The 11,729-nt window shown below is 68.0% G+C and carries 12 protein-coding genes and 2 tRNA genes; 7 read left to right on the top strand and 7 right to left on the bottom strand.

Going from position 1 to position 11,729, the window contains the following annotated elements; genetic code table 11:
- Positions 1 to 76: 76 nt before the first annotated feature.
- The 3 genes from V6U79_RS22050 (at position 77) to V6U79_RS22040 (ending at position 1,705) form a co-directional block, all read left to right on the top strand.
- On the top strand, positions 77 to 616 hold the full coding sequence (locus tag V6U79_RS22050) for a hypothetical protein (protein WP_334615649.1): 540 nt from the start codon (positions 77 to 79) through the stop codon (positions 614 to 616).
- Positions 617 to 871: 255 nt separating this feature from the next.
- Positions 872 to 1,042: a low temperature requirement protein A gene (locus tag V6U79_RS22045; protein WP_334615648.1), complete on the top strand. Its 171-nt coding sequence runs from the start codon at positions 872 to 874 to the stop codon at positions 1,040 to 1,042.
- 9 nt (positions 1,043 to 1,051) lie between these two features.
- The gene (locus tag V6U79_RS22040; protein ID WP_334615647.1) at positions 1,052 to 1,705 is read left to right on the top strand and encodes a hypothetical protein; all 654 of its coding nucleotides are present in this window, start codon (positions 1,052 to 1,054) and stop codon (positions 1,703 to 1,705) included.
- Between the two features lie 366 nt (positions 1,706 to 2,071).
- On the opposite strand, the gene V6U79_RS22035 is transcribed toward V6U79_RS22040, so the two are convergent.
- Positions 2,072 to 2,425 (bottom strand): DUF7674 family protein, encoded by a 354-nt coding sequence (locus tag V6U79_RS22035; RefSeq protein WP_334615646.1) that lies wholly within the window; start codon positions 2,423 to 2,425, stop codon positions 2,072 to 2,074.
- 618 nt (positions 2,426 to 3,043) lie between these two features.
- Between V6U79_RS22035 and V6U79_RS22030 the strand changes: the two genes are divergently transcribed.
- From V6U79_RS22030 to V6U79_RS22015, 4 genes are all read left to right on the top strand, one after another.
- On the top strand, positions 3,044 to 3,172 hold the full coding sequence (locus V6U79_RS22030) for a hypothetical protein (protein ID WP_334520393.1): 129 nt from the start codon (positions 3,044 to 3,046) through the stop codon (positions 3,170 to 3,172).
- Positions 3,173 to 3,378: 206 nt separating this feature from the next.
- Positions 3,379 to 3,828, top strand: coding sequence for a hypothetical protein (locus tag V6U79_RS22025; RefSeq protein WP_334615645.1), 450 nt, complete (start codon positions 3,379 to 3,381; stop codon positions 3,826 to 3,828).
- A 388-nt stretch (positions 3,829 to 4,216) separates the two neighbouring features.
- Positions 4,217 to 4,753 carry a tyrosine-type recombinase/integrase gene (locus tag V6U79_RS22020; protein WP_334615644.1) on the top strand — a complete coding sequence of 179 codons (537 nt, stop codon included), beginning with the start codon at positions 4,217 to 4,219 and terminating at the stop codon, positions 4,751 to 4,753.
- Positions 4,740 to 5,324, top strand: coding sequence for a site-specific integrase (locus V6U79_RS22015; RefSeq protein ID WP_334615643.1), 585 nt, complete (start codon positions 4,740 to 4,742; stop codon positions 5,322 to 5,324). The genes V6U79_RS22020 and V6U79_RS22015 overlap by 14 nt, the downstream gene beginning before the upstream one ends.
- 55 nt (positions 5,325 to 5,379) lie before the next feature.
- Here the strand turns inward: V6U79_RS22015 and V6U79_RS22010 are convergent.
- From V6U79_RS22010 to gyrB, 6 genes are all read right to left on the bottom strand, one after another.
- Positions 5,380 to 5,455 (bottom strand) — tRNA-Ala (locus tag V6U79_RS22010).
- 31 nt (positions 5,456 to 5,486) lie between these two features.
- A complete protein-coding gene (locus V6U79_RS22005; RefSeq protein WP_334529178.1) occupies positions 5,487 to 5,615 on the bottom strand; it encodes a DLW-39 family protein in 129 nt (42 codons plus the stop codon).
- 43 nt (positions 5,616 to 5,658) lie between these two features.
- A tRNA-Ile gene (locus V6U79_RS22000) sits at positions 5,659 to 5,732 on the bottom strand.
- Positions 5,733 to 6,026: 294 nt separating this feature from the next.
- On the bottom strand, positions 6,027 to 6,920 hold the full coding sequence (locus tag V6U79_RS21995) for a DUF3566 domain-containing protein (protein ID WP_334529181.1): 894 nt from the start codon (positions 6,918 to 6,920) through the stop codon (positions 6,027 to 6,029).
- Between the two features lie 4 nt (positions 6,921 to 6,924).
- Positions 6,925 to 9,447 (bottom strand): DNA gyrase subunit A, encoded by a 2,523-nt coding sequence (gene gyrA, locus V6U79_RS21990; RefSeq protein ID WP_334529183.1) that lies wholly within the window; start codon positions 9,445 to 9,447, stop codon positions 6,925 to 6,927.
- Positions 9,448 to 9,577: 130 nt separating this feature from the next.
- On the bottom strand, positions 9,578 to 11,524 hold the full coding sequence (gyrB, locus tag V6U79_RS21985) for a DNA topoisomerase (ATP-hydrolyzing) subunit B (protein ID WP_334529185.1): 1,947 nt from the start codon (positions 11,522 to 11,524) through the stop codon (positions 9,578 to 9,580).
- Positions 11,525 to 11,729: the final 205 nt, after the last annotated feature.

Genomic DNA, 11,729 nt, shown 5'->3' with positions numbered 1-11,729 from the left:
CGGTGCCCGCTTCCTCCGGCCGCCGGCCGGGCCCGGCCACGGTTTGGCGCTCGGATCGGGCGGGCAGAAAATTCCGGTGACCGCCGCCGAAGGGCCACCCACCATCGAGTTCAGAGCCTCGGCACGTCACCGGACCGCCTTCATGGTCATCGGGCTGCTCCTCGTCGTGGGAGCGTCTGTCGCGTTCAACCTGGTCCGGGGCCGGCAGTGGTGGGATGGGCTCTGGCTGGGGCTGCTGTGCTTCGCGATCCTCGAGGTCTCCCGGCGGGTGGCCCGCCCGCCGGACTCCGGATACCAGGCCCGGCTGCCCCTGCGGCTCACCGGCGATCACGTGGAGGTGTCCGGTCCGGACGACATCACCGTGACCATCGCCTGGTCGAACATCGCCCGCGCCGAGATCCACGGGGTGTTGGCGGCGTTCCTCGTGATCGAGCCGGTCGACCCCGACCGGACCCGGCCCCCACTGAAGCGCTGGCAGTGGGCGGGGCACGGGCAGAGCCGACCCCACGAGATCCTGGTACCGCTCGCCCACCTGACTCCGGGCCGCGACGTGCTGCGCCGTGAGCTGGCTCGCCGACTGCCCACCGACCGCGAGCGTCCACCAGCGCCGCGGTGACTCTCGCGCGCGGTCCCCCTCAGCGATCAGAGGAACCCTGTTTGGTGTGGCCCCGATGTCGCCGCCAGCTGCTCACCACCGTCGGCGACAACCCGGAGCGCCAACCACGCCCTGCACACCATCGCACTCTGCCGCCTGCGCTACGACTCCGCCGAGTGCTGCTTCCCACATCCCTGGCTCGTATGAATGGAGTGATCGCTGATACGAGAGAAGACGCCGTGGCCATGTTGGGACCCTGCGCCGGGCTGACGGCGGATGGGTGAGCCGGGCGGTGAGCGGCTCCGACGCGAGAAAGCCGGCTGGCAGCGGGCGAGCTTTCTGGAGTTGCTCTTCGATCTTGTATTCGTGTTCGCGCTCAATCAGGTCAGTGTGCGGCTGATCCATGACCCCAGCGCTACAGCCGAGGACGCAAGGATGATCGAATAGGCTGCCCTCGTGAGGCGACACTTCCGTGACGCACCGTCCAGCCTCAGTGCTCGGGCTCGCCGCTTCGTCGCGGTCCATGGAGTTTGGCTCGACGTGCCCTCGGTCAGTGACTGGCGCCAGCAGTGGGAGGCCAACGGCATTCCGTCGGAAGTCGTTGATCGTGCGGTAAGCCATCAGGCTTGCTGGGGCGGGCTCGCCCTACCTCCATCGCTCAGCTACGACGGCGGGCCGCGAATACTGTGCGCCGATACACCGGAGTGGGAGAGCGACTTCCCCGACCCAGGGTGGCGGTTCGAGGCAGGACCGCAACGGACGGCGCTGCCGTACTCCTTCCTAATCGGGCCTGACGGAAACTTCGGCATCGCGATGGATAGCTGGGTGCCACTGCACGCCCGAATCGAAGGCTGGATCGAGTCGCTGGCGCTCGCCCACTCGGCAGAGCACATCGCAGAGACGGTTACCACGATCTCTGGCGACGCGGTTGCCGACCTTGACCTCTCCGGTATGCAACCCGTTGCAGAGACTGCCGGCATTGTCGACGCCTGGTGGCACGGAGCAAGCTCGCTCATCGCGATCTACAACGGCGAAGCGGAGCTGTTCGGACGCCCCGACTATCGAGTTGCGCGGGTCTACTCCGGGAACATTGACATGAAGTGGCTGTAGCCGTTCAAGCGGATCTACTCGTCGGGCAGTTGTCGGACCGTCCAACCTCCGTGGTGCCCGGCGAGGTGATCCGCAGTACGTCAACCGGCGCTTCGAGCAGCTCCGCGGCGGCCGGCGGATGCTGGGCGAGGAGAGGACGGCGTGACCGCTTGGCTGTACGAATGGCCCGTACTCGACACCGAGATCAACCAAGGAAAGTGCTGGTGGAGCCCAGGGGACTCGAACCCCTAACCCCTGCCTTGCAAAGATCAGGCGCCCTGTCGGTCTGCGTCGTTCACGGTCGCTGATCTGCACGTCGCGTCGGCCGGTGTCGCCTTGCCCCGCCGGTCGTCAGCCGGCTTGGCTGTACGGATGGCTGTACTGCCGTTATCCAACCTGTGCGGCGGCTTCCTCGGCGAGAGCCTGCGGCCAGATCGCGATGAAGTCGGCCATCGTCGAATCCCAGGGCCCGACGGCTTCAACGAAGGACACCGCCACGAGCTCCCGCGTACTGGGGCTGGCCATAGCGGCATCCAGGAACCCGAGGCATCGAGCAAGAACGCCGGCTCTCCCGTGCTTCCATGCGTCCAAGACGAAGGGCACCACGTCACAGCCGAAAAAGACATGCTGGAGGATCTCGTCGTTGTCCCGGATGTGCTCGTTCAAGGCGTCGCGCAGCTCGGGGACGACCTCGATCAGCGCCGGCACGACGCCGCCATACGTCAGGTCCGCGGTCGCCACCCGGTAAGTATGACCGCTAGTGACAGGCCAACCGGTCTGGTCGGGCACCTCCAGTTTGGAAGGTCAAAGATCACGGCCAGCAAGGACCTGGTGGCCTGGGAATGGCAGGAAGCGCGTGACCGTTCGTGCCCCCCTGGTGACCCTCCTAGGTACCGGCTACTGGCACGTGGATGGCATAGCGGTCCTACCTATCTGAGAGCATGAGCCCCAAGCCGAACAGGAGAAGGCCGAGGATGGTGGAAGCAATGGTGACTGCGTTCCACCGTGAAAACGTCCCGCGTGCCCAGTCCTCGAAATCGGATCTCACCGGCCGAGCTAAACACCTCCCTCCGCACGTCGCAACAGCCGCCCTACGCAGGCAGCCAGGGCAGACGCCTGCGCCTGCATCCGACGGCCGCTGACCTTGACGCCGCCCAGTGCCTGCACCGGCTCGGAGGATGCGGGCACGATTCGGGCCTGCGGCCTTGGGATTAGCAGAAGATCGCAGATGGCTGGCCAGGCCGCCGCGCCCCTGCTCAGCCTATCTGTCGTTGTCGGGGATCGTCGGCGTCAGCGCGTGGTCTTGACTGCACGAGTGGCTGTAGCGGCACCGACAGCAGACCCCTATGGTTCACGATCATGGAACAGTCGATCGCAGTCGTTCTCTTCTACGCGCTAAGCCTGTTCGTCCTCTACTGGCTGATCCGTCTGGCTGTTCGGCATGCGATCCAAGACGCCGACAAGCGCCGGTCACGGGGTGGGTCGTGAAGGTCGGCGTGGCCAACCGCCGAGCAGCCGGCATGCGTGCGCTTCAGTGCCTCGCGGCATCGGCGGCCCTCGCCTTGGTCGCCGCCTGCGGCTCCTCACCCGCCCCCACACCGAGCGGTGGTCACAACCATGCTGCCCCGTCGGCAGTCACAGTCAGTGCCCGTAGGACCTGTACGCCCGCAGAGGCGAAGCTGACGTGGTCGAACGTGTCGCGGGCCAAGACCCTCACCAACGTCTTCGTCCGAGACGGTGACGCGGCGAGCAGGACAATGCTGGTGCATTCCGAAGGTCCGATCAAGCCGCAGGTTCCCGACTCGTCTCTGTCTTCCGCGGATTGGCTCGCCACCCTGGTCGAGTCGCTCCGTGAGGCTCGTCAGGTGCCAGTCGAACTGGCTCCACCGCCTGAGGACGAGGCTGCTCTTGCCAAGGCGACGCTGCTGGAGAACAAGCAGGCCGGCCGGATCGTGGCCTTCTCAGGATTGGAAAGGATCAAAGCGAGCTTCACCGTGTCCTGCCCGGCACCCAACGGTGGGACGAAGGTCAGCGGCGAGCTTTCGTCGTGGGCCGTGCCGACGATCGGGATCCTGCATTGCTCTATCACGCCTGGAGCCACGACCTTCGGTCATCTGGCTCGCAAATACTGCGGCAGGCCTTAGCCAACTGACTGCCTCACGGCGGATCTCCTCGTCGGGCAGTCGTAGACCGTCCAGCCTCCCGGGACGGGGCCAAGGTGGAGCGCCCTACCGGACGAACGACCTTGGCCCCGTCCCGGGAGGCTGGTAGCCCTTGTGGTGCCCGGCGAGGTGATCCGCTCCCGGCCGATCTCTGAGGAGGGCCGGGGTTCGGGGCAGAGCCCCGAGGCCTTCTGATCGTGTCGTTCCCAAGCGTGGCCGGCCGGTCCGGCCGATGCCGGCCGGAGGTCGCCAGCAGGCCGGGGCCGGGCCGGCGCGGCCCGCTTGCGGGCCGCCTTGATGAATTCTTGGCGACGGATGAGGAGTTCGCAGCATGACGGGCCGGCGTCGGCGCTCTCATGGTGAGGGCTCGGTGTATGAGCAGCGGCCGGGCGTGTGGGCTGCGGTGGTCGACCTCGGTTGGATCGAGGGGAAGCGGAAGCGGAAGTACGTCTACGCCAAGTGCGAGGCTGAGGCGGTCCGGAAGCGTGACGAGCTGCGGCGCCAATTCCAGCGCGGCGTCGACCTCACCGCGCAGCCTCGGACCTTAGAAGCGTGGTTGACCGAGTGGTTGCGGGACGTGAAGGCACACGACGGCACCCGGCCATCAACGCTGGTCCGCTACCGCCTGGCCGTGGGTAAGCACCTCGTGCCGGGCCTCGGCCGGGTGAAGCTCGATCGCCTGACGCCTCGGGACGTACAGCGGTTCCTCACCGGGCTACGGGGCAAACTCGCGCCGGCCAGCATCATCACGGTGCACGCCGTGCTGCGCGTCGCCCTGGCCGATGCTGAGCGGATGGACCCGGTCCCGCGCAACGTCGCCAAAGCGGCCAAGCCGCCGGCTCTCGGCCGAGCGGCGCGCCCTCACTCCCGAGGAAGCCAAGACGCTGCTGTCGGTGCTGACCGGTGACCGGCTGGAATCGCTGTTCGTCCTGGCGCTGGCGACCGGGCTCCGGCGGGCTGAGCTGTTGGGCCTCCGCTGGTCGGATGTCGACCTGCCGGGACGGGCGCTGTTCGTTCGGCAGACGCTCCAGCGAACGGATCGCGGGTTGGTGTTCGTGCCACCGAAGACGCACCGGTCGACCCGTCCGCTGCCGCTGTCGGTGCTGGCTGTCCGGGCGTTGGAGGCACAGCGGGTGCGCCAGGCCAAGGAACGGCTCGCCGCCGGTGAGGTGTGGTCGGATCTGGGTCTGGTTTTCGCCAGCACCATTGGCACCGCGATGGAGCCGCGGAACGTCAACCGGCGCTTCGAGCAGCTCCGCGCGATAGCCGGGCTGGACTGGCTGCATCTGCACGAACTGCGGCACGCGTTCGCCACGTTCCTGCTCGACCAGGGTGAGGAGCTGCGCACGGTGATGGAGCTGCTCGGGCACTCCACGATCCGGATGACGGCCGACACTTACGGGCACGTCCTGCCGGCGCGGGCTCGTCACGCTGCCTCGGCCATCGATCGGGTGCTCGGCCAGGAAGGTACGACGTGACCGCTTGGCTGTACGAATGGCTGTACTCGTACCCGAGATCAACCGGTGAAAGTGCTGGTGGAGCCCAGGGGACTCGAACCCCTAACCCCTGCCTTGCAAAGGCAGTGCTCTGCCAGTTGAGCTAGGGCCCCCATTGGCGGCCATTGCCGCCAGGAACAAGCGTCAGCGCAGGTCGGGCGCGGTGGTGGCCTCGTGCCACAGGGCGCGCTCGTCGTTGGAAGCCTTGACCTTCTTGGCCACGACGGCGGCGACGCCGACGATGCCGACGAGGAACAGGAGCTTCTTGACCATGGGAGACCCCTCGCGCTCGACGTGCCGTCGGAACGATGTGCGGTGGGGCTAGCTGGAATCGAACCAGCGACCTCAGAGTTATCAGCTCTGCGCTCTAACCGACTGAGCTATAGCCCCGCGTGGCGACGAGCAAGGTTAACCCATCGCCTCGTCCGGCCCCAAATCGGGGGTGGCCGCGGCGCTCGCGCCCTCTGTGACCGTACCCGGAGCGGCCGCACATCGGCGACCGCTTTCCCCCGGGGCCTCGCGCCGAGATCGCCCCCCGGCTTGCGGCGTGTCGGGGTGTCCCGACGAGCTGACACCGCGACACACCGCAAACGGGGAGCGTCGCCCACCCGAGGACCGGGGCCGGACGCGGCGACGCCGGGGCTACCGCGTTCGCGGCGGCCCCGGCGTCGGTGTGGCTCAGGATCAGTCGCGCTCGGCGAGGGTCAGCTCGATCCCGCCGACCAGGTCGGCGCAGACGTTGTAGACGAACGCGCCGAGCGTGGCGAGCGCGGTGAACAGCACGACGTTGACCAGGCCGATCAGCGCCGAGCTGAGGATCACACCCTTGGCGGTGATCTGGAAGCCGCTGGCGCTCTGCCCACCGCCGGCGTTGACCAGGTCGGTCAGGCTGTCGTTGACGCTCTGGAAGACCCCCATGGCGTCGAGGGCCAGGTAAAGCACCGAGGTGGCGACGACCACGACGATGAAGAGCACCACGGAGACGGCGAAGGCGAACTTCATCACCGACCAGGGGTCGATCCGCTTGAGGTTCAGCCGGGCCCGGCGCGGCCCGCGGGACGCGGCCGAGCTGACCGAGGTACGCGCGGCGCGTACCGCGTCACCGACCCGGGCGGCCCCGACGGCGGCCGCGCCGCCGATGCCCGGCGGCAGGCCGCCACCGTTGGCGGGACGGCCGGTGGACGCCTGACGGGCACCGTCCGGCGACGGCTTGGCGCCCCCGGTCACCTTCGGCTGGGTGCCGGTGGTGGCCGGGGACGTGGCGACCCCGGCCCTGATCGGCTGGGTCGTGTTGCTCGACTTGGCCGAGGTGACCACCGGCACGGTGGCGGAGCTGGGCGCGTCGGTCCCTGATGTGGGGGCCTGCTCGCTACTCGTCCCCGAGTCGTCGCCGGGCTTGTCCGGTGGCGGTGCCATTCCGGGGGCCCGGGTGAACTTCGGGGCAGGCGCGTCGGCGGGGACGGTCGCCCGGCCCACGGCAGCGCGACCGGCCGCGGTTGTGCCGCCCTTGGCGGCCTCCTCGTCGACCGGGTTGGCCGAGGTCCCCGTGTTCCCCGACTTCGCCTGTGTCTCCGTCATTCAACTAGTCCTGTTCGTCAGGCTCGTCGGCATTGCGAGCAATCGCCACGATAGTCACGCCGTCCGGGAGGTCCATCAGCTTGACCCCCATTGTGTTCCGGTCACGCGTACGGCGTACAGGCTTCACCGGAGTCCGGATGACACCGCCGTTGCTGGTGATGGCGAACAGCTCGTCGTCCGGGTCGATCACGACAGCGCCGACCAGACCACCGCGTCGTTCGGTGATCTTCGCAGTCAGCACGCCCTTACCTCCCCGGCCCTGCACCGGGTATTCCTCGATCGGGGTACGTTTCGCGTATCCCCCGTTCGTTGCCACCAGCACGTCCATGCCCTCCCGGACCACCTCCATGGCGAGCAGGACGTCGTCGTCGGTGAAGCGCATGCCGATCACGCCCGTGGTCGCCCGACCCATCGGGCGCAGCGCCTCGTCGCTGGCGTTGAACCGGATCGCCTGCGCCTTCTTGGAGACCATCAGCAGGTCGTCCGAGGGCGCGACGAGGGCAGCTCCGACCAGCTCGTCCTCATCACGCAGGTTGATCGCGATGATGCCACCGGAGCGGTTGGAGTCGAACTCCTCGAGCCGAGTCTTCTTCACCAGGCCGTTCTTCGTGGCGAGTACCAGGTAGGGCGCCACCTGGTAGTTCGGGATTTCGATGATCTGAGCGATCTGCTCGTCCGGCAGGAAGGCGAGCAGGTTGGCCACGTGCTGGCCCTTGGCCACCCTACTGGCTTCCGGCAACTCGTACGCCTTGGCCCGGTAGACGCGGCCCTTGTTGGTGAAGAACAGGATCCAGTCGTGTGTGGAGCATACGAAAAAGTGGCTGACGATGTCGTCCTGCCGCAGGGTCGCACCGCTGACGCCCTTGCCGCCGCGCCGCTGGGAGCGGTACAGGTCGACCTTGGTGCGCTTGGCGTACCCGGTGCGGGTGATGGTGACCACCACGTCCTCGCGGGCGATCAGGTCCTCCATCGAGACCTCGCCGTCGAACGGCACGATCTTCGTACGCCGGTCGTCGCCCCACTTCGCGACGATCTCGCCGAGCTCCTCCGAGACGATCCGCCGCTGCCGCTCGGGCTTGGCGAGGATGTCCTTGAGGTCGGCGATCTCGATCTCGAGCTTGGTGAGGTCGTCGATGATCCGCTGCCGCTCCAGGGCGGCCAGGCGACGCAGCTGCATGTCCAGGATCGCGGTCGCCTGGATCTCGTCGATCTCCAGCAGCCGGATCAGGCCCTGGCGGGCGTCGTCGACGGTGGGCGAGCGCCGGATCAGCGCGATCACCTCGTCGAGGGCGTCCAGCGCCTTGGCCAGGCCGCGCAGGATGTGCGCCCGCTCCTCGGCCTTGCGCAGCCGGAACGCGGTCCGCCGGCGGATCACGTCGATCTGGTGCTCGACGTAGTAGCGGATGAACTGGGCCAGGTTCAGCGTGCGCGGCACCCCGTCGACCAGGGCCAGCATGTTGGCGCCGAAGGTCTCCTGGAGCTGGGTGTGCTTGTAGAGGTTGTTCAGCACCACCTTGGCGACCGCGTCGCGCTTCAGCACGAGCACGATCCGCATGCCGGTACGCCCGGAGGACTCGTCGCGGATGTCGGCGATGCCGGCGAGCTTGCCCTCCTTGATCAGCTCGGCGATCCGCTCGGCGAGGTTGTCCGGGTTCACCTGGTAGGGCAGCTCGCTGACCACCAGGCAGGGACGGCCGCGCTTGTCCTCCTCGACCTCGACCACCGCGCGCATCCGGATCGAGCCGCGCCCGGTCCGGTACGCGTCCTGGATGGCGGCCTGGCCGACGATCAGGCCGTAGGTGGGGAAGTCGGGGCCCTTGACGATCTCCAGCAGCGCTTCGAGGGTGGTCGCCTCGTCCGCCTCCGGGTGCTCCAGGCACCACTGCACCGCCGCGCCGATCTCGCGCAGGTTGTGCGGGGGGATCTTGGTGGCCATGCCGACCGCGATGCCCTCGGAGCCGTTGACCAGCAGGTTGGGGATCCGCGACGGCAGGATGGTGGGCTCCTTGGCCCGGCCGTCGTAGTTGTCCTGGAGGTCGACGGTGTCCTCGTCGATGTCCCGCAGCATCTCCATGGCCAGCGGGTCGAGCTTGCACTCGGTGTACCGCATGGCGGCGGCCGGGTCGTTGCCCGGCGAGCCGAAGTTGCCGTTGCCGTCGACCAGCGGGTACCGCAGCGACCAGGGCTGCGCCATCCGGACCAGCGCGTCGTAGATCGCCGAGTCGCCGTGCGGGTGGAACTGGCCCATCACGTCGCCGACGACGCGGGAGCACTTCACGTAGCCGCGGTCCGGCCGGTAACCCGAGTCGAACATGGCGTAGAGGATCTTGCGGTGGACCGGCTTGAGCCCGTCCCGGACGTCCGGCAGGGCCCGCCCGACGATGACGCTCATCGCGTAGTCGAGGTACGAGCGCTGCATCTCGACCTCGAGGCCCACCGGCTCGATCCGGTCGTGCTGCACGACGGCCGCGACGGTTGTCTCCGGGATCTCCGGCTCGTTCGGGATGGACTCGGGAGTATCGGTCACTGTTAACCCTTATCAGACTCAGAGTCGTTTTCGTGCTGTGGATAACGGCTGTGGAAACCGGCCAAGCTGTGGATAACTCTGTGGACCGACGGGTCGGCCGGGGACTGCCCGGCCGACCCGTCCGGCACCGTCAGATGTCGAGGAACCGCACGTCCTTGGCGTTGCGCTGGATGAACGAACGGCGCGCCTCGACGTCCTCACCCATCAGCACGCTGAACAGCTCGTCGGCGGTCGCGGCGTCGTCGAGCGTGACCTGGCGCAGCGTACGGGTGGCCGGGTTCATCGTGGTCTCCCACAGCTCGGGGTAGTTCATCTCGCCGAGGCCCTTGAACCGCTGGATGTCGTCCGGCCGGGCGTTGGGCTTCTTCTGCTGGCGCAGCGCGATCAGCCCGTCCCGCTCGCGGTCCGAGTACGCGTACTGCGCGTCGTCGCCCTTCTTGTTCCACTTGATCTTGTAGAGCGGCGGGGCGGCCAGGTAGACGTGCCCCAGCTCGACCAGGGGCCGCATGAAGCGGAAGAGCAGGGTGAGCAGCAGCGTCTGGATGTGCTGGCCGTCGACGTCGGCGTCGGCCATCAGCACCACCTTGTGGTACCGCAGCTTCTCCATGTCGAAGTCGTCGTGGATGCCGGTGCCCAGCGCGGTGATCAGCGCCTGGACCTCGTTGTTCTTCAGCACCCGGTCGATCCGGGCCTTCTCCACGTTGAGGATCTTGCCGCGGATCGGCAGGATCGCCTGGGTCCGCGGGTCGCGCCCCTGCTTGGCCGAGCCACCGGCCGAGTCGCCCTCGACGATGAAGACCTCGGACTCGCGCGGGTCGGTGGACTGGCAGTCGGCCAGCTTGCCCGGCATCGAGCCGGACTCCAGCAGCGACTTGCGCCGGGCCAGCTTGCGCGCCTGCTGCGCGGCGATGCGGGCCCGGGCCGCCTGGGACGCCTTGGTGATGATGGTCTTGGCCTCGGCCGGGTTGCGGTCGAACCAGTCGACCAGCCACTCGTTGCAGACCCGCTGCACGAAGCTCTTGACCGGCGTGTTGCCGAGCTTGGTCTTCGTCTGCCCCTCGAACTGCGGGTTGGCCAGCTTGACCGAGATGATCGCGGCCAGGCCCTCGCGGATGTCCTCGCCGGAGAGCTTTTCGTCGCCCTTGAGCAGCTTCTTGTCGGTGCCGTAGCGGTTCACCACGCTGGTCAGCGCGGACCGGAAGCCCTCCTCGTGGGTGCCGCCCTCGTGCGTGTTGATCGTGTTCGCGAAGGTGTAGACCGACTCGCCGTACGACTCGTTCCACTGCATCGCGATCTCGACCGACATGCCCTCCTCCTCGGCCCCGAACTCGACCACCGTCTTGTGGATCGGGTTCTTGGAGGCGTTGAGGTGCCGGACGAAGTCGGCGATGCCGCCCTTGTAGCAGAAGGTGACCTCGCGCTGCCGGCCGTCCTCCTCCTCGGCGACCCGCTCGTCGAGGAGGTGGATGGTGAGACCGCGGTTGAGGAAGGCCATCTCCTGGAGGCGCCGGTAGATGGTCTGGAAGTCGAAGTCGACGGTCTCGAAGACGTCGGCGTCGGGCCAGAAGGAGACCGCCGAGCCGGTCCGGTCGGTGGTCTCGCCCTTCTCCAGCGGCGACGGCTTGGAGTTGGCGTACTGCTGCCGCCAGACGAAGCCGGACTTGTGGATCTCCACCGCCATCTTCGTGGAGAGGGCGTTCACCACCGAGACGCCGACGCCGTGCAGACCGCCGGAGACCGCGTACGCCTTGCCGTCGAACTTGCCGCCCGCGTGCAGCACGGTGAGGGCGACCTCGACACCCGGCTTCTTCAGCTTGGGGTGGAGGTCGACCGGGAAGCCACGGCCGTTGTCGGTGACCCGGACCCCGCCGTCGGCCAGCAGCACCACGTCGATGGTGTCGCAGTAGCCGGCCAGCGCCTCGTCCACGGCGTTGTCCACGACCTCCCACACGAGGTGGTGCAGACCACGTTCGCCCGTCGACCCGATGTACATGCCGGGCCGCTTGCGAACCGCCTCCAGCCCTTCCAGAACGGTGATCGACTCGGCGCCGTACTCCTGCTTGTCCTGCGCTGCCACCCTCGGCCACTTTCTCGCACCGACCGCGCCGAGGCGCGGGGGCGCGGGTTCGGCGGACAGGACGCGACGTCGGCGCGCACGGACCGGCCCCGGGAACTCCAGGTCACGGATCGCGTACGCCGGTCGCCGCGGTTGCCCGCGGATCGCGATCGGCTCAACCCGACGTGAACAATGATCAAGGGCCCCGGGGGCCCGTGTCCGTCGT

Origin of the sequence: Micromonospora psammae (assembly GCF_036902725.1) — a bacterium.
Classification (GTDB): domain Bacteria; phylum Actinomycetota; class Actinomycetes; order Mycobacteriales; family Micromonosporaceae; genus Micromonospora.
This window is presented reverse-complemented; position numbering and strand designations above follow the sequence as displayed.